Below are 18,324 nucleotides of genomic sequence, written 5' to 3' on the forward strand. Positions count from 1 at the left end.
ACTAAGGCAGAACTGGATGGCCGCATCGGAGAAGGTCTCCGGTCGTCCGCGTTTGCCGCATCGCTCGGCGAACCAGGTCATGTCGCGGTCAAACCAGACCAGCAGAGAGCCGCGCTTTCGAAGTGATGCGTTATAGTTGGACCAGTTCGTTGTTCGATAGCGGGAAGAGGCAGGCTTCGGCATGCCGCCGATCTAACCTACGGGATTCGCAAAGTGAATCCTCTACGGCCTTTGTGCAACAACGCCCTTTGCAACTCCTTTGTTCCTAAATTGAAAGGTCGAAGCCTCGGTCACGTGATCGGCTGAGACATCGAGTGCCATTGTTACGTTTCATGGTGTGTTTGATTTTCGAAGCCAGTAGGCTGCGCTCATTTGCATGGTTACGGTGAAGTTTCTGAAACTCACGCTGTAACTGGCGGCGTTCTTTCATCTGTTCCACGACCATGAAGTCGCGCTGTTTCTGGTCGCGTTCTGCTGCTTTGCGGGCCTCCAGTTCGTTTTGTTTCTGGATGGTCTTGGCTTTTCCAGTGATCCGATCAAACAAACCACGCATGCCTTTATTCAGGCGATCTGAACGTATTTTGGTTTCTTCCGCCCAGCGTTTGGATTGGCCATCTTGTAGCTTCTGCCGCTCTTCGCGGTGGGCTTTGACCATACTGAGGTGTTTGTCGCGCAGGGGATCAAGCTCACGGTTTTGGCGGTCCTTGATCTGGACGATATAGCCGCGCATTTGATCCGAGACTTTGCTGCGGATCGTTGAACGGGCCTCATCAACGGAAGGTAGGTTCTCGGGTGAACCGAATTTTGTCCCTACATCCTTGGCCCTGAGGCCCGTCCATTTCGGGATCGAATAGACTTTGCCATCGACATCCAGCGCCACGAAACCACGCCGATCACCACGAGCGAGGAAATACCCGCGATCTTCAAGAGCATTCTTGAAGCCGATTTGGCTGTCGCACCGCTCCCATGCCTGCTGGAACGCTTGCTTGATTTCGCGCGGATCAACACCTTGACGCTTGGCTTGCTGCCATTCTTCGAGCGTGAAGTTCAGAGGGCTTTTGTTGCCGTAGGTCGCCAGACCATCGGGCAGTTCCCATCCGTGATCCAAATACAGATCACGCGACAAATCCCGCAAGGTCAGTTTGTACCGTCCAAGATGGATGGCTTTCAGTTCATCGCCATCTATACGAGACCAGACCACATGTGCATGACGCCGACCTTCTTTTTCATGCACAACAATGGCACGGGGCTGGCCATCCAGCCCCAGCTTTTGTTCTGCGCGATCTGCGGCCTCAAGAAATTCGTTTCCGGTGGCAATATGATCTGTGGGTGGGTTCAAGCTCAGCGAGAACATAAAACGTTCACACTGGGTCGCCTTGGAAATGGCATGGGCTTCTGAAAGGGCTCCGCTTAAGTTGTACGAGATAAATCCACGCAACTCTAGCAATGAGACATGATCATTGTCACGATCATTCATAAGGTGATCCGACAGCGCCTTTGCACCTGCGCGTTGTGAGCCTTTGAGGATCATGACGACACCCCCAAGGCTTTCATCAGCGTTGCCCGCATCCATGTGACTTCAGCCACAGCGCGTTTGAGATCCTCTTCCAGTTCAGGATCGACAACCAACGTTCCCTGATTGAGGTGTTTGGCGATTTGGTTGAGATTGTTGGCCTGCCGTGTCTGGGCGAGACGAGCTAGCACTTCGGCAAGAAGCTGTTGCTCCGCAACAGGTGGTTTCCGCCGACTACGATATTTGGGAGCTTCGTCGGCAAAAACCACGGACTTGATATAGGACGCCAGCGGCATTGCCCCAGCTTGGGCTTCAAGCTGCTGACGTTCTTCTGGGGTTCGTCTCAATGAAAACGGAGCACGTCGCGGCGATTTTTGATCTGCTTGCAGGGTCATGGGCGCGGCCCCCGCAAGTGATGCTTGTGCTCTTTGAGAACCTCGTTCCAGTTCTCCAGATCCTTGAACAAAGTGTTCGAACAAAGATCGGCTCTGTCCGCCATAATCCCATATTGGTTCAGATCGGCTCGTTCAGATTGATCTGTTCAGTTTGACCCGTTCAGATTGCCCGGTTCATCGTGGCGCTCAGCAGTGTTGCAGAACACGGCCGATATGGCAGGCTTAACTCAATCTCCAGTCATTTTTTTCTTGCTTTGCAACCAGTGGACTTATGCAGGTCGCGGCCTTGATTCGTGGTTTGCCGGAGGATGTTTCACCGGTTTTGGGAAACAAAATTCCGAAATGACATCAATTACCCTCTGAAGTGGCGCCAATCTCCACGAGAGGCCCGAAGTTTGTGGCAAACTGCAGTCGGCCTGCCTTCAAAATTCCATGTTTCGGATTTGGAAACCAAACCGGCGCTGTACTCGGTCTCAGATGGCAAAAATGATCTGTTTGACACTTTTTTCGGTGGGTTTTGACCGAAATCTGGAAACAGTCAGCCTCAGGCGCGGCAGCCACAGCCGGTTATCAATAGGCCCGCCTGCGGAATCGTGAGGAGTTTAGGCAATTTTTTGGCTTTGTGGGCTGCCAGGGCTAAAGTATTCATGAATGAGCCCATTGGGGGGTATGTTCTGCAAGCTGTTGGACTGTGGTGGACTGCTAAAATTTAGTTCAAGTCTTTGTGCCGCGATACGCGCACTTCACTGATCCGAAAAGGTTATGCAACCCGGCTGCGTGCTGCATTGGCACGCAGACCAGAACGCTTGCGCGGTCTGGCCCTCTGCCTGCTTGGGCTTGTGGGTTTTGAAATGGCATTCTGCGTGGCTGCGCAGTTGCCTGGCTGGTTCAAACGATGGGGCTTGGGACCAGCCAGGCGAGGAGAGGGTGAAGACAATGAGCGACAACAATCCGAATCCGGAGCTGGATGGAATTGTAGAAGGCACTGCGGGCAGTGACCTGATTGACGGAGCCTATACTGGTGATCCCGAAGGGGACATGGTCGACAACGCAGATGCAATTGATCCGTCGGTGGGACCGGATGATGATGTCATCATCGCAGGCGATGGGAACGACAGCGTCTATGCCGGCGCAGGCAGCGATACCGTGGAGGGTGGCAGCGGCGATGATCTGATCCTCGGCGATGGCGTGTCCGGCACCACAGAACCGGTCAAGATTACAATCTCTTCCACCAGCTCCGCCTTCACGAACACCGTCTTTGCCTACACCATAGATCCGGACACCGGCGCGATCAGCAACATCGTTGAACTGTCGCAGGATGCCGCTGCGGATGTCGGCGAGACCTATACCTATGATGCTGCAGTCGGTGCAGTGGTCGGCGTCGGCATCGTCAGCCCGCATGGAACTTACTACTCCTCTGGCTATGGCAGCAACGCAGACCTGAACCCGGACGGTCTGGATCATACCAAGGGGATTTACGAATTCCCGGACGGCTCGGTTCAGCTGGGATTTGAAGACCTGAACAATCTGGGCGACCGTGACTTTAACGACGTCAAGCTGATCATCGATCTGGGCACCTCTGGCACGTCGCTCGACACGGCACATTTCGACTATTCTTCGGACCCTGTGGATCCGGTTGTGCCAGGTGACGACAGCCTGACCGGCGGCGCGGGCAACGATACCATTCTGGGCGGCGGTGGAGATGATACCATTGACGGCGGAGACGGCTCGGACTCGGTCGAAGGCGGCGACGGTGACGATGTAATTGACACCTCCAAGGACAGCGGCGTGCCGCTGCCGGACCGCGGTTTCCCGGGCTACACCGGCACCGATCCGGATATTCCGTTCATCCCGGCCGATGCCGATCCCTATGATGACCGCGATACGGTTCTGGGCGGCGCCGGTAATGACACTATTTCCACCGGCGATGATGCTGACCTGATTGATGGCGGCACCGGCATGGACGTGATCGATGGCGGCATCGACGATGACACCATCGACGGCGGTTCCCAGGCGGATGTTATCATCGGCGGCGAAGGCTCTGACAGCCTGCTCGGCGGCGGCGGCAGCGATACCATTTATGGCGGTCTGAACCCGTCCTTCCCGGATGGGCTGAACATCACCGACGACGGCAGCGATGGCCGTCCCGCAGATCCGGATCCGACCAACGGCATGGACACGATCGACGGCGGTTCGGGGAACGACCTGATCTTTGGTCAGGATGATGACGACGACATCGCCGGCGGCTCAGGCAACGATACCATTGATGCCGGTATTGATGACGATATCGTTCGCGGCGGGGCAGGCGATGACCTGATCACCGGCGGCCAGGGCGCCGATACCCTGTCGGGCGGCGCCGGACGCGATACTTTCCTTGGTGGCAATGACGGCGACGAGGTTGACGGCGGTTCGGGCGGTGACGACTTTGATACGCTGGATCTGACCGGAACCGGCCCGTTTGAGCTGACCGGCGTCACCGTCGACGCCGACGGCAACAGCCTCTCGGGCACCGTGAATTTCCTGGATGTTGACGGCGGTGTGACCGGCTCCATGACGTTCGGCGAGATCGAGCAGATCATTCCCTGCTTTACGCCTGGCACGTTGATTGCGACGCCGCAGGGCGAGCGCCGGGTCGAGGATTTGCAGGCCGGCGACCGGGTAATCACCCGCGACAACGGCATTCAGGAAATCCGCTGGATCGGCAGCCGCACATTGGAGGCCCATGACTTGAAAGGGGCGGCCTATCTTCAGCCGGTTCTGATCCGTCAGGGCGCCTTGGGCAATGGCCTGCCGGAGCGTGACATGATGGTCAGCCCGAACCACCGGGTGCTGGTTGCAAACGACAAAACCGCGCTCTACTTTGAGGACCGCGAGGTGCTGGTGGCGGCAAAGCATCTGACCGGGCTTGCAGGTGTCGACAGTGTGGAAACCACAAAAGTCACCTACATTCATTTCATGTTCGACCAGCATGAGGTTGTGCTGTCCGATGGTGCCTGGACCGAAAGTTTCCAGCCCGGCGACCAGTCCTTGCGCGGGCTGGACAATGCGCAACGCAACGAACTGTTTGAACTGTTCCCGGACCTGAAGTCGCAAAAGGGCCGTGAAGGCTATACCGCAGCGCGCCGGTCGCTGCGCAAACACGAGGCGCATCTGCTTGTGCACTGACAGGTGCAGCTGCCGTTTTGGGGGAAATGGCGGATAAGAGCGAAGCGCAGGAAGGCAGGGTCTCGTACCCTGCCTTCTCTGCATTTTACCGGGGTTCAGCGGCGTTTGCGCCAGTCGGCCCAGGCCTCGGGCGTGTCCAGATCCGTGACAGCGCGGCGGTCGGGCAGGGGGACCGGTTGCACAGTCTCAGCCTTCAGCACGCTGCGGGCGCCTTGATCGCCTTGCAACGCCTTCAGCGCCGCAAAGCAGCGGCTTGGAAACAGGACCGGGTGCCCGGGAGTGCCGTCTGCTGCCGCTGCGCGCAGGACCGGGGGGGTGGGGCCTTGGAAATGGGACGCCAGCTGCAGCATGTCCTGCGTTGTGATCTCTGGCATGTCAGATGGAAGGATCATGACGCCCTTGATGTCTGATGGCAGTGCAGAACAGCCGCGGCGGATGGAGGCGGCCATGCCCTCTGCGGCATCCGGGACCGGCACCTGGATTGCACCGCCAGCGGCGGCTGTGCGGGGGTGCGGGGACCTGGGCAGTGTCACATAGACCGGCAGCCCGGTCAGGGCCGCCCGGCGGCACATAAGGGCGAGCAGCGGCTGGCCGTCCACCTGCTCCATCAGCTTGTCGCGGCCCTGCATCCGGGAGGAGGCGCCGGCGGCAAGCAGGAGGATGGCGATACCGGTCATGACAGTTCAAACCTTGGCGTTTGGCCGGGCTGATGGAAGCCTCCGGCGGGAGTATTTTTGCAAAGATGAAGAGGCGGTGCCAGTGAAAGCTGCATAGGTCAGAAAGGGTGACCGAATGTTTCGCGCGCGAAACATTCGGGTGCAGGCACTGACGTATGTGTTGCGCAAGTTTCGCGGCGTCAGCGTGCGCTGCCTTGGCAACAGGGCAGATACAGGTCAGTTTGTCTGACCTGTATCACATGTTTTAGGGTCAGCCGCGCATCCGGGCGCCGTCTGCGTCGAACAGTGGCTGGGTGATCAGGCGGGCCTTATACATCTTGCCCAGGATTTCGATGTCCACTTCCAGCCCTTCTCTGGCTTTCTCCGTTGGGACAAATCCCAGTGCGATGGATTTCTGCGCGTGGTGGGAATAGCCGCCGGAGGTGCAGAAACCCACGACCGCACCGTCGATCCAGATCGGTTCATAAGCAACCACATCGGCATCGTCGGCATCTACCTCAAACGCGCAGAGCTGGCGGGCGGGGCCTGCGGCGCGCTCGGCTTCTGCTGCGGCGCGGCCGATGAAGTCCGCGTTCTTCTTGAAGGAGATGAAGCGGTCGAGGCCGGTTTCTGCCGCGGTGTAGTCAGGTGAAAACTCGCTGAGCCAGGAGCCGAAGAATTTGTCCAGTCGCAGCGACATCATGGCCCGCATGCCAAAAGGCATCATGCCGTGGGGCTGGCCTGCAGCCCACAGCGCATCCCACAGGGCGCGCTGGCTGGGCAGGTCGCAGTAGATCTCATAGCCCAGATCGCCGGTGTAGCTGACGCGCTGCACGATGCAGTCGGCCATGCCCACGGTCAGGCGGCGCACATCCATGAAGCGCATCTCGGAGATATCCTGCCTTGTGCAGGCCTGCAGCACCGCGCGCGCCTTGGGGCCTGCGATCTGGAAACCGTTGCGGGTGTCGGAGATGTTTTCGAGGGTAACGCCCGCGTCCATATTCTGCAGGAACCAGCGCATGTGGTAGGCTTGGCTGCCATAGGAGGCGGTGAGCTGGAATTCGTCCTCTGCGAGGCAGGAGATGGTGAAATCGCCGATCAGGCGGCCCTTGGGTGACAGCATTGGCGTCAGCGACAGGCGGCCCACCTGCGGTACGCGGCCGGCCATGATGCGGTCGAGCCAGGCGCGGGCACCGGCGCCTTTGATCAGGTATTTGCCGAAGTTGTGGACCTCGTTGATGCCGACGTTGTCGCGCACCGCTTTGACCTCGCGCGCGGTGGCGTCAAAAGCGTTGGAACGGCGGAAGGACGGGGTCTCGTAGCGCGGCTCGTCCCCTGTCGCGAAGTAGTTTGGAACTTCCATGCCATATTGCGCGCCCCAGACTGCGCCCATGCCGTCAAAGATGTCATACATCGGGGTGGTGCGGAACGGGCGGGCAGCGGGGAGTTCCTCGTTCGGGTAGGCGATGGAGAAACGTTTCTGATAGTTTTCAATGACTTTCGGGCGGGTATAGCCCGGGGTGATCCAGTCGCCGAAACGAGCGGTGTCCATTGCAAAGGTGTCGCGTTCGCATTCGCCGTCGATCATCCACTGGGCCAGCATCAACCCGACGCCGCCGCCCTGGGAGAAGCCGGCCATGACGGCGCAGGCGGACCAGTAGTTGCGCATGCCCGGCACCGGGCCGACCAGCGGGTTGCCGTCCGGGGCAAAGGTGAAGGGGCCGTGGATCACCGATTTGACGCCTGCGGCTTCCAGCGCCGGGAAGCGTTTGTAGGCAAAGGCGATGGAATCTTCGATCTTGTCGAAGTCGTCGGGCAGCAGTTCATGGCCGAAGTCCCACGGCGTGCCGTCCACGGCCCAGGGTTTGCAGGGCTGTTCATAGAAGCCGATGCAGAGGCCGCGGCCTTCCTGGCGCAGGTAGCTTTCGCCGGCCGGGTCCATCACATGCGGGTGTTCGCCGCCGCCGTCGATGATCTGGGCAATCATTGGCACCTCGTCAGTGACGATATACTGGTGCTCCATCGGGTGCAGCGGGAAATAGACACCAGCCATGGCGCCGACCTCGCGCGCCCAGAGGCCGCCTGCGTTGACCACATGTTCGGCGTGGATTGTGCCCTTGTTGGTGACCACATCCCAGGTGCCATCGGGGCGCTGATTGGTCTCAACCACTTTGCAGTGGGTCTCGATCGTGGCGCCGCCCATGCGCGCGGCCTTGGCATAGGCATGGGTGGTGCCGGAAGGGTCCAGGTGGCCGTCGAGCGGGTCATAGAGGCCGCCGACAATGCCGTCGATATTGGTGACAGGGGCGATCTTCTTGATCTCCTCGGGGGAGACGATTTCGGTTTCCAGCCCCATGAAGCGGTGTTTGGCGCGCTCGGCCTTCAGCATGTCGAAGCGTTCCTGGGTTTCCGCCAGGGTGACGCCGCCCACATGGTGCAAGCCGCAGGACATGCCGGTGATGTCTTCCAGCTCTTTATAAAGCTTGATGGTGTAGCCCTGCAGCGCCGCCATATTGGTGTCGCCATTGAGGGTATGGAAACCGCCCGCCGCGTGCCAGGTGGAGCCGCTGGTCAGCTCCGAGCGTTCGATCAGCATGACGTCCGACCAGCCGAGCTTGGTCAGGTGGTAGAGGACAGAGCAGCCGACGACGCCGCCGCCGATCACTGCCACGCGGGTAGTGGTTTTCATGGGTCCCTCCCAGATATTAGGTGCTGCCTGCATTCTGTACAGAAGTGAACAGTAGTCCAGAGGAAAATCGGCATGGCGTGTCGCCTGCGTGGCGGTCGAAGGGGGGATGTTACTCAGATGTGCGGAAGCGGCTGTTCTGGATGAGGAAAATCGCCGTCAGGGGGGCAGCCAATAGGATCACGCCGACCGTGATCAGCAGCATGCCGAGCTGGGAATAGTCGGCAGCTGTGGTGACGGCGCCTGCCGAATCTGTGACTTCGCGGGTGACGACGAAGATTTCATTCAGGTATTTGGTGCCCAGGCTGGAGGCCGAGAGCGCCAGGTTGGTGAAGGAGGCCATGACGGCAAAGAACGTGGCCTTGAGACCTGAAGGTGCGTTGCGGGCAATCCAGGCGAGCATCGGGATCATGGCGACCTGGCCCAGCGGCGATTCCACGGCGGTATCAACGACGGCAATAAAGCGGGCATCGACAATGCCGCCGGTCAGGGCGGCGGTCCAGTGGTGGGCGCCGTAGTAAAGCGCGATGTTGGGCAGGCTGAGGACGGCCTCGGTGATTGCCAGGAAAGCAACGATCCAGGCGATCGGGCGGCTGGCCATCAGCGGGCGAAAGACCAGCATGCCGGCCAGTGTCAGCAGCGAGGTGATGAGGGAGAGAACCGACAGAAACTGCTGGTCAAAGCCCAAGATGTCGATTTCAAACCAGGTGGCGCCGGGGCCGCGCAGGGGCGTGGCGCGGTAGACAAAGATGATGATGGCGGTGCCGATCAGGGCGCGGGCGTGGTCCACCGGCAGGACGGAGACCAGCTGGCGCATCAGGAACAAAACGATGGCCATGGAGCCGGCAAAGACGATTTCCTGCGAATAGGGCACATCGCCAAGCCCCACGGCCAGCGACAGAATGACAAAGGCGCCGCCGCCGATGAAATACCAGTGGTTCGGGGTGACCGGATCACGCGGCAATTCCAGGCGGGCGCGAATGTCTTCAGCGGCGACGCCTGCGCGGCGCAGCTGGCTGGCCTTGGACCGTTTCTGGATGATCGCCAGAGCAACGCCTGACATGGAAATCAATGGGATCAGCAGGGCAAGGGTGAAAACAAAACCGTAGAGCGCGCCTTTGCCTGCCTGGGGCAGGGCATCGGCGCCGTCGAACAGGGCGACATTCAGGGCAGCGGCGGCGCTGGAGCCGCTGATCAGCGCAATGCGGCCAAAGGTCTGCATGGTGGTGTGCAGGGATTTGGTCTCGGCTTCGGGCAGCGGGGCGCCATTTGCGTCCGTATGGGGTACTGCCTCAACCGACATGGCATCCGCCACCACGTCCTGCAGCACAAATCCGCAAGGCGCCAGCAGGGCGGCGGTGACATACCAGGCGCTGAGCGGCATCACGGCGCCCATCCTGGCAGGCTCCATCACAATGGCTGCCAGGATGCCAAAGCTGGCCGCCATCAGAATGGCACCGGCAAGGATCAGCAGGTATTTCCAGCGCCAGATCAGATCGACCAGATGGCCGAGCGGCATCTTCAGTGCCCAGGGCAGGCCAACCCAGAACGCCAGCCCCGCCAGAAATGCGGCCGACAGGTCCAGATATTCCTTGACGTAAAAGGATGCGGCAACGGTGGTGATGCCCTGGGCGCCATAGGCAAAGTAAATCAGCAGCGGCGGAACAAAGGACCAGCGCAGCTGGCGCAGAAGCTCCAGCACGATGCTGTCAAACCAGCCCCAGACAAAGGTTGCAGCCCGGGTCATGAGCGCATTCCGGTTATCCGCTTGCCAATCAAGACAAGGGCCTGATCTTGAGTTCGGTCACGCGGTTGCCTTCGCGCGCTGTGACTTCGAACCGAAAGCCGTGGAAGGAGAACACCTGCCCTTTGACCGGGATCATCTGCGCCTCGTGGATCACCAGGCCAGCAACGGTGTTGGCCTCTTCATCCGGCAGGTTCCAGTCGGTGGCCCGGTTCAGGTCGCGGATGGTGGTGGCGCCTTCGACCAGATAGGAGCCATCGGTGGTTTTCCTGGCGGCGCTTTCCTCGGCCGGGTCGAATTCGTCGGTGATTTCGCCGACGATCTCTTCCAGAATGTCTTCCAGCGTGATCAGGCCCTGCAGGGCGCCATATTCATCCACCACAAGAGCAAAATGCGAACGCATGCGTAGGAACTGGCGCATCTGCTCGTCCAGGGTGGTGGTTTCGGGCACGAAATAGGGGGCTTTGGCCACCTGGCAGATATCAAAGGATTTCAGCCGTCCGGCATCCGCGCCGGCCCCGCCGGCCTGCTCATACATGGCACGAAACAGGTCCTTGGCGTGAACCACGCCGATGATGTTTTCCTGCTCACCGCGGAACACAGGCAGGCGGGTGTGCTGGCTGTGCAGACATTGCTCCAGAATGGTCTCTGCTTCTGCATCCGCGTCGATCATCTGGATGTTGGAGCGATGCAGCATGATTTCCTCGACAAAGCGGTCGGAAAGGTCCAACGCGCCCAGAATGCGGTCGCGGTCCTCTTTTTCCACCACGCCTTCGGAGTGGCCAAGCTGCAATGCACCGGCAATCTCCTCGCGCACTGCCATGATCTGGCTGTCGGGATCGATCCGCACGCCGAACAGCCGCAGCACACCGCGCACCAGCAGCCGGACAGTGCCGACAACAGGCGCCAGCACGGTGACCAGTACAGAGATGACCGGGGCAACGGCTGAGGCGGCCTTTTCGGCGTTGGAGATAGCATATGTCTTGGGCAGAACTTCGGCAAAGATCAGCACCAGCAGAGTCATCACCAGTGTGGCCAGAGCCACGCCGCTTTCGCCGAAGGCGCGGGTGAACAGGGCCGTTGCCAGTGATGTGGCCAGAATATTGACCAGGTTGTTGCCCAAGAGGACAGAGCCGATCAGCTTCTCGCTATCTTCGGTCACGCTTAGCGCTTTTTGCGCGCCGTTTGATCCTTTGTCGGCCTGGCTTCGCAGTTTGCCGCGGGAGGCGGCGGTCAGCGCGGTTTCAGAGCCGGAAAAGAAACCGGAAAAGACGAGGAGCAGCACAATGGACCCGGCAGTGATCCAGAAGGCGCTGTCGAGAACGGTGGAGGCAGTGTCCATGAGGGGGTCAGGTATCCGGCTGTTTTTTGTTCGCTGTATTTATGGGGTCTTAGCGGCGGCGCTTCAAGCGTTGCCGTCCGCCAGCGGGTGATGTTCCAGCACCAGTTCCTGCAGCCGGGCGTCCAGAACATGGGTGTAGATCTCTGTGGTGGCAATGTCGGCGTGACCGAGCAGTGCCTGAATGGCGCGCAGGTCGGCACCATTGGCAAGCAAGTGAGTGGCAAAGGCATGGCGCAAAGTATGCGGCGTCACCTTGTCCGGGGAGATGCCGCCGGTGACAGCCAGCTCTTTGATCAGCAAATAGAACCGGTGCCGCGTCAGGTGGCCAGATTTGCCGCGGGACGGGAACAGGAAGCGCGACGGCGGGTGGCCTTTGGTTTCGCGTGCGGCATCAGCCTCATCGCGCACCAGCAACCACACCGACAGCGCTTCGCGGGCGGGCGGCGACAGCGGCACCATGCGTTCCTTGCCGCCCTTGCCCAGGATCAGCAGCATTCTGGGGTCGCCGCGGGCAGCAGAGACCGGCAGGGAAACCAGCTCAGTCACCCGCATGCCGGTGGCATAGAGCAGCTCCATCAGACAGGTATTGCGCAGCCGGTCGGCCTTGGTCCGGCCGGTTTCGCGGGCGGCCTCCAGCAGCCGGTCAACCTCGATCACCTCCAGCGTCTTGGGCAGGCGCCTTTCCCGTCCCGGCCCGCGGATCTGGATCGCAGGGTTGTCCTCGCGCCAGCCTTCCTCGAATGCAAAACGGTAGATCTGCTTGGCAGCGGACAGCCGCCGCGCGCGGGTGGAGCGGGCCAGACCCTGGGCGTCGCAATCGATCAGATAGGCTTCGACATCATCCTGTGTGGCCGTGAGAAAACTGCGATTGCGGTGCTCCAGCCAGGCGGTCAGGTCCTTCAGGTCACGGCCATAGGCTAGGAGTGTATTCTGAGAGGCGCCGGCCTCTGCTGCCTGGGCATCCAAAAAGGTGGAAATCCACTGGAAATTGTCTTGGGGTGCAGCCATGTCAGTCGCGCTCCAGCAGCATCAGCTGCAATGAGGCCCGCCGCGCGGTATCTTCGAGGCCAACGGCGCGGAAGGCCGCCAGCGCAGAGGTCAAATCGCCAAGATTGCCGTCAGCCCCATGGGCAAACAACACCATGCTGCGCAGGATCGCCTCCCCCAGCTGGCCGTTGTCCAGCAGCCGCCGGATGGCGGGCTGAACGGGTGTGTCTGTTCTGAACCCCAGCGCAATGGCTTCCGCCAGCTGTGAAGGGGCGGCGGCATCGCCAGGGCGGCCCTGTGCAAGGGCGGCCAGAAAATGATCTGCTGCGCCAGAGGCCTGCACGTCATGGGCCGCGGGTTCGTAGCCTGGCGACAGAAGCCGGATGCGCCAGGCCAGTTTGGCGGCTGGTCCGGTGAGCTTGGCCTGTGCCAGCGGTTCGGCGAAAATATCGGCGAAGACGGTTTCCGTGCCGGCGGTCCGCATGGCCTCCCAGGCGCGGGGCAGGGATGTGGCGACAGCTTCGGCGCTGCCGGCGTTCAGGTCGCTTTCCAGCCTCTGCACGGCTGCAACCCGGTCCCAGATGCCGCCAGATGCGGCGGGTTTGCGGGCGCTGAACAGGCCAAGATACTGGTTCGCATTGAGCGCCCCGCCGCGGGCCAGCCGTTCAGCGGCTTCCAGCTGGGCTTTCCAGCCTGCAAGGTCACGCAGGTCAGCCGCAGCGAAGGCAGGCGGCAGCGGTGCAGTGGGCATGGTTTCGCCAATGGTCTCAAACAGGCGGAACGTCAGCGGGTCCGGGTGTGTCGGGCGGCGCAGCGGTGCTGCGGCTTCAAACAGATCGGAGTTCAGGAACCGGTCAAGCAGATCCATCTGGCCCTGTGGCAGCAGCTCCAGCGCATCGGCGGTGTCCAGCATCAGGGCCGCCGTGGGCCAATCACTGCGCCGCGCCGCGCAGAAAATTCTGGCGGCGTAGCTGTCAGACAGATGCGGCGCCGCGGTGAGCGCCGCACAGGAGGCGTCCTCATTGCCGGTGAGCAAGGTGGCATCGAACCAGCGGGCAAAGCGGTCTTGGCTGTCGGTGGGGCCTGCGTGTTCTGCCAGGGCCTGGGCCGGGTCGGTTGCGCCCAACGCCAGAAGCCGGTCGAGGCGGGCCAGAAGAATCCGGTCGCCAGTGGCTGCAGGCGGGCGGGTTTCCGACAACAGCAGGGTAAACAGCAGCGCCTGCATCGCCGGGCTGCCGCGCACCGGCACGGTTTCAATCAGATCGGTGATGTTCTCGGCTGTGCTGCCGCGCCACAGGTCGGTCGGCAGGCCGGTTGCCGCAGTCGGAACCAGGCCGATGGGCGGCAAAAGTGTCTCCAGCGGGGTTACTGATACCGGCGGCAAGGCGGCAGTGCCCGCAACAGGCGGCTCCAGCAGTACGGTGCCTGGGAGCCCGGCTCTGGGCGGCGGCTGGTTCAGCCAATCGATTGCCGCCAGCGGCTCATTGGCAAAGGCGCTGCCTGCCAGCATCACCCCGGCGGCAGCCGCCTTAATCCGCATTCAGCACCACCGGCTTTCGCACTTCGGTGCTGGGCGCGCTGAAGTCCGCCCCGAACCAAGGTCCCACATAGGCATAGCCCACCAGAGCGATTGCAGCCAGAACCGCCAAGTAGACCAAGTACTTAATCAATCGCCCCATGGTGCATCCAATGCCTGTTTCCTGCTCTTTTGCCCAAGTTATATATTCCCTTTTCCGCAAGATCACGTCATTCACTGAAGAATGAGCGAAAAAGAGCAAATCAGCGGCCAGAAGGCAGCAGCGGCGGTGCCGGGCAACCTGAAGAAGACCATCGTGATGGTGGGCATGATGGGGGCTGGCAAGACAGCCGTGGGACGGGCCCTGGCGGCGCGGCTGGGGGCGCCGTTTCTGGACAGCGACCATGAGATCGAGGCCGCGGCCAATATGACAATCCCGGAAATATTCGCCCGCGACGGCGAGCCGTTTTTCCGCCAGAAAGAACGCCAGGTGATTGCGCGGCTGCTGGAAGAGGAGCGCGGCGTGCTGTCCACCGGCGGCGGTGCGTTTTTGGCAGAGGAGAACCGGCAGGTGATCACTGCCAAGGGGCTCTCTGTCTGGCTGAATGCCGACCTTGAGGTGCTGTGGAACCGGGTGCGCCACCGGGATACCCGGCCGTTGCTGCGCACGGCCGACCCGCGTGCGACACTCAGCAACCTGTATCAGCAGCGGGTGCCGCTGTATTCCAAGGCTGATGTGTCAGTGGTCTCTGACGGGAAGGCCTCGATCGAGACGATGGTGGACCGCGTGCTGGAAGCCTTGAAGGCGCGTCCCGATGTATTGGAGTGGAAGTGATGGAACGCAGGGTTCATGTGCCGCTGGGCGAACGCGCCTATGATGTGGTGATCGGTCCTGGCCTGCTGGCCCAGGCGGGAGAGCGGATCAAACCCTTGCTGAACCGTCCGCAGGTGGCGGTGCTGACGGATGAGACAGTGGCGGAGAAACACCTGGAGGCCCTGCGCGCCGGGCTGGCCGCTGCAGGGATTGCAATGACCGCGCTGGCGCTGCCTCCGGGTGAGGCGACCAAGGGCTGGCCGCAGTTCACCCGGTCCGTGGAATGGTTGCTGGAACAGAAGGTGGAGCGCGGCGACGTGGTTGTTGCCTTTGGTGGCGGGGTGATCGGCGATCTGGCCGGTTTTGCCGCCGCTGTGCTGCGCCGGGGCGTGCGGTTTGTGCAGATTCCGACCTCGCTGCTGGCGCAGGTCGACAGTTCGGTCGGCGGCAAGACCGGCATCAATGCGCCGCAGGGTAAGAACCTGATCGGTGCGTTTCATCAGCCCTCGCTGGTGCTGGCGGATACCTCAGTTCTGGAAACCCTCACCGCGCGGGATTTCCTGTCCGGCTACGGTGAAGTGGTGAAATACGGCCTGCTGGGCGACGCAGACTTCTTTGCCTGGCTGGAAAATCACGGACCTGCGCTGGCCAAAGGCGATGTGACGGCGCGGGTTGAAGCCGTGGCGCGTTCAGTGCAGATGAAGGCGGACATCGTGGTGCGCGATGAGACAGAGCAGGGCGACCGGGCGCTGCTCAACCTGGGCCATACGTTCTGCCATGCGCTGGAGGCCGCCACGGGGTATTCGGACCGGCTGCTGCATGGCGAGGGCGTGGCGATCGGCTGCGCGCTGGCGTTTGAGCTTTCCTCCAAGCTGGGGCTGTGTTCGCAGGAGGATCCGAGCCGGGTGCGGGCGCATCTGAAGGCGATGGGCATGAAGACCGATCTGGCCGACATTCCGGGCGATCTGCCGGGTGCAGAGGCGTTGCTGGAACTGATGGGGCAGGACAAGAAGGTGGTGGCAGGCCAGCTACGGTTCATCCTGGCGCGCGGCATCGGTGAGGCCTTTGTGACCGGCGACGTGCCGCCGGAGACGGTGCTGGACGTGTTGCGCGGCGCAGGCGCCTGAACCGGGCATCATGTTGACGACAAAGTCAAAGGGCAGCCGCAGCGGCTGCCCTTTTTGCATTGTCGTGCGGAGACCGGTTCAAGCGGCGGAGCTGCTCAGGTCCTGATCCCAGCTGTCATCTTCCGCATCAAAATTGATTTCCATCGGTGGATGCGCAGCGGGGGCAGGCAGGGCACTGCCTGTTGATCCGATGGTGAACTGGGTCACCTGCTCCCTCAGCTCCTGGGCCTGTTCTGACAAAGAGGTTGTCGCCGCGGTGGTCTCTTCAGCCATGGCTGCGTTCTGCTGTGCCATCATTTCCAGCTCGCCGACAGCTGAATTGACGCCGCTCATCTGTGCCGACTGCTCTTTCATATTGCCGGCAATTTCGACCACCAGCGCGGAAATCTCGACCACCTGCTCGTTCACAGAGGCCATGGCCTGGCCGGCCTGATCCACCAGCGCGGCGCCGTTTTTGACCTGTTCAGAGCTGCGGGCGGTCAGTTCGTCGATCTGCTGCACCGCATCGGCACAGCGCTGCGCCAGCATCCGGACTTCAGAGGCAACAACAGCGAAACCGCGGCCTGCTTCGCCTGCGCGGGCGGCTTCAACCCCGGCGTTCAGCGCCAGCAGATTGGTCTGGAAAGCGATGTCCTGAATCACCTTGGTGATTTGGGAAATCTCCTGCGAGGATTCCTGCAGCTTGTCCATGGCGGTGATGGTGTCCTTGACCACCGCGTCGCAGGACTCGACGCCGTGCTGGGCGCTGTCTGCCAGTTGTTCGGCGCGGCCTGCGTTTTCAGCGGAGCGCTGCACATTGCCGGTCAGCTCGCCCATCGCTTGGGTGGTCTTCTCCAGCGTGGCCGATTCCGCCTCGGTGCGGTGGGCCAGGTCCATGGAGGCCTCTGCGATGGACTTGGTGCTTTCGTCGACGCTGCTGGTGAGCTCTGCAATCACTGAGACCGCTGCGCTGAGCGCCGTAAGAGAATCGTTGAAGTCCATCCGGATCGATTTGAACTCATCGGGGAAGTATTCCTCGATCGGGTTATCCAGACGTTTGTTCTGCAGATCGGAAAGGGCGGCACCGATGCTGCGAGTCACGGTCATGATTTCCGCGCGGCGCTCTTTTTCCTCTTGCACGCGTTCTTCCTGCTTGCGCTGGGTGACAGTGCGCAGATCCACGACATTGCGCGCAACTTCGCCGATCTCGTCGCGTCGGTTTGCGCCGGGGACCTCAACCTCGGTTTCGCCAGAACCAAGCTTGTGCAATGCCGTGTTCAGAATAGACAGGCCTTGGGTGATGTTGCGGGCAATCGCTACACCAAGCAGCAGGACGCCGGCCAGCATGACAGCGGCAAAGATCGCAACCTCTGTCAGAAGCAGTTTATTTTGGGCGTCAAAGTCGGCGATGTCATGTTCAATGTGTTTGATCAGAAGCATTTCCTTCTTCTGCAGAACGTCGATTGCCTTGGAGGCCGCCGCAAACCATTCTTCGGCTGTGACGCTTTCCTCGCCGCCGCCATACAGAATCCCGTTGCGCAGGCTGTCGAATCTTTTCATTGCAGGATCGGTAAACAGGGCCTGGACGGCCTTGCGGTCTTCTTCGACGGCTAAGTTGTTAAAGGTGCGCAGGCGCTCCTTGAACAGCTCATGATCGGCAAAGAAGGATTCACGGTCCTGTGGTTTCCAGCCATGTGCGAAACCCACAACGCCGGCGGCGCGTTCCAGCCCTGCGGCGTCGATCGCAAGCATGAAGAACGAGAGAGCCATGGCTTCCTGCGCAATGCGGGGGTCGTCAATTTTCCCGGCCATCGCCAGACCAGTCTGGATGAGCGCCGCGTTCAGCTCTGTGTAATAGGCGACCAGCTTTTTCAGCTTCAGGGAGTGGGTGTCTATTTTCTGGCGGATGTCTTTCTTGCGTGTCAGCTCTGATTTGGCAATGGTGATGGCCTCGCGACCTTCTGGGGTGAGGTAGGCCGGAACAATATGGCTGATCTCTTCGAGATAGGCCGCCATTTTGGCATCGTTTTCCTGACGGACCTTGACCAACCGGTCCGGGGGAGAGCTGGCGGCGCTTTCAAGATAGACCGCACTGAGCCCGCGCTCCAATTGCAGATTGTGGACAAGACTGCTCATATGCTCCAGCACATTGCCGGCCTGGGCGGTGTCTACTTGTGCCTTGCGCTGCAGATCAAGCAGTGTCTGCCCAATGAACCAGAGGCTAAGCAGCATCGGTGCTGCCAGGAGAATCCCGATCTTGGTTCTAATCGAGAGATGCTGCAGAAAACGCAAACTCATATTCCGAATCCTTGTTGAACCTTTTGCGATAGTTTCATTCATGATCCTGTATATGTCTTAATATATGGCTATCCGTCTTGGCGGTGCTGCTGGCGCCCGGCA

General features: G+C 60.8%; 14 protein-coding genes. 3 read left to right on the forward strand and 11 right to left on the reverse strand.

Going from position 1 to position 18,324, the window contains the following annotated elements; translation table 11 throughout:
• The 3 genes from ACP151_RS02905 to mobC all read right to left on the reverse strand — a co-directional run.
• The coding region (locus ACP151_RS02905) for a transposase (protein ID WP_424976771.1) at window positions 1-183 on the reverse strand (183 nt) is incomplete at its 3' end.
• 82 nt (window positions 184-265) lie between these two features.
• Window positions 266-1,531, reverse strand: a complete 1,266-nt coding sequence (locus ACP151_RS02910) for a relaxase/mobilization nuclease domain-containing protein (protein ID WP_424977353.1) — start codon at window positions 1,529-1,531, stop codon at window positions 266-268.
• Window positions 1,528-1,908 (reverse strand): plasmid mobilization relaxosome protein MobC, encoded by a 381-nt coding sequence (gene mobC, locus ACP151_RS02915; RefSeq protein WP_424977354.1) that lies wholly within the window; start codon window positions 1,906-1,908, stop codon window positions 1,528-1,530. Before mobC ends, ACP151_RS02910 begins: the two co-directional genes overlap by 4 nt.
• Window positions 1,909-2,844: 936 nt before the next feature.
• Here mobC and ACP151_RS02920 point away from each other — a divergent pair.
• Complete coding sequence (locus ACP151_RS02920) at window positions 2,845-5,073, forward strand: Hint domain-containing protein (RefSeq protein ID WP_424977355.1); 2,229 nt, start codon at window positions 2,845-2,847, stop codon at window positions 5,071-5,073.
• A gap of 95 nt (window positions 5,074-5,168) precedes the next feature.
• Here the strand turns inward: ACP151_RS02920 and ACP151_RS02925 are convergent, their stop codons facing one another.
• The 7 genes from ACP151_RS02925 to ACP151_RS02955 all read right to left on the reverse strand — a co-directional run bounded on the left by ACP151_RS02925 (window position 5,169) and on the right by ACP151_RS02955 (window position 14,167).
• Entirely contained in the window at window positions 5,169-5,750 is a 582-nt protein-coding gene (locus ACP151_RS02925; protein WP_424977356.1) for a nucleotidyltransferase family protein, read from the reverse strand.
• Between the two features lie 250 nt (window positions 5,751-6,000).
• Complete coding sequence (locus ACP151_RS02930; protein ID WP_424977357.1) at window positions 6,001-8,418, reverse strand: GcvT family protein; 2,418 nt, start codon at window positions 8,416-8,418, stop codon at window positions 6,001-6,003.
• A gap of 109 nt (window positions 8,419-8,527) precedes the next feature.
• Entirely contained in the window at window positions 8,528-10,162 is a 1,635-nt protein-coding gene (locus ACP151_RS02935) for a hypothetical protein (protein ID WP_424977358.1), read from the reverse strand.
• A 28-nt stretch (window positions 10,163-10,190) separates the two neighbouring features.
• Window positions 10,191-11,501, reverse strand: coding sequence for an HlyC/CorC family transporter (locus tag ACP151_RS02940; RefSeq protein ID WP_424977359.1), 1,311 nt, complete (start codon window positions 11,499-11,501; stop codon window positions 10,191-10,193).
• Window positions 11,502-11,564: 63 nt separating this feature from the next.
• Window positions 11,565-12,509: a site-specific tyrosine recombinase XerD gene (locus ACP151_RS02945; protein WP_424977360.1), complete on the reverse strand. Its 945-nt coding sequence runs from the start codon at window positions 12,507-12,509 to the stop codon at window positions 11,565-11,567.
• A gap of 1 nt (window position 12,510) precedes the next feature.
• Complete coding sequence (locus ACP151_RS02950) at window positions 12,511-14,028, reverse strand: hypothetical protein (protein ID WP_424977361.1); 1,518 nt, start codon at window positions 14,026-14,028, stop codon at window positions 12,511-12,513.
• Complete coding sequence (locus ACP151_RS02955; RefSeq protein ID WP_424977362.1) at window positions 14,018-14,167, reverse strand: hypothetical protein; 150 nt, start codon at window positions 14,165-14,167, stop codon at window positions 14,018-14,020. The genes ACP151_RS02950 and ACP151_RS02955 overlap by 11 nt, the downstream gene beginning before the upstream one ends.
• A gap of 81 nt (window positions 14,168-14,248) precedes the next feature.
• Between ACP151_RS02955 and ACP151_RS02960 the strand changes: the two genes are divergently transcribed.
• Window positions 14,249-14,839: a shikimate kinase gene (locus ACP151_RS02960; RefSeq protein ID WP_424977363.1), complete on the forward strand. Its 591-nt coding sequence runs from the start codon at window positions 14,249-14,251 to the stop codon at window positions 14,837-14,839.
• Window positions 14,839-15,945, forward strand: coding sequence for a 3-dehydroquinate synthase (gene aroB / locus ACP151_RS02965; RefSeq protein ID WP_424977364.1), 1,107 nt, complete (start codon window positions 14,839-14,841; stop codon window positions 15,943-15,945). The genes ACP151_RS02960 and aroB overlap by 1 nt, the downstream gene beginning before the upstream one ends.
• Before the next feature lie 78 nt (window positions 15,946-16,023).
• Here aroB and ACP151_RS02970 read toward each other — a convergent pair whose 3' ends face one another.
• Window positions 16,024-18,222, reverse strand: coding sequence for a methyl-accepting chemotaxis protein (locus ACP151_RS02970; RefSeq protein WP_424977365.1), 2,199 nt, complete (start codon window positions 18,220-18,222; stop codon window positions 16,024-16,026).
• Window positions 18,223-18,324: the final 102 nt, after the last annotated feature.

Source organism: Leisingera sp. S232 (assembly GCF_049800895.1).
Taxonomy (GTDB): domain Bacteria; phylum Pseudomonadota; class Alphaproteobacteria; order Rhodobacterales; family Rhodobacteraceae; genus Leisingera.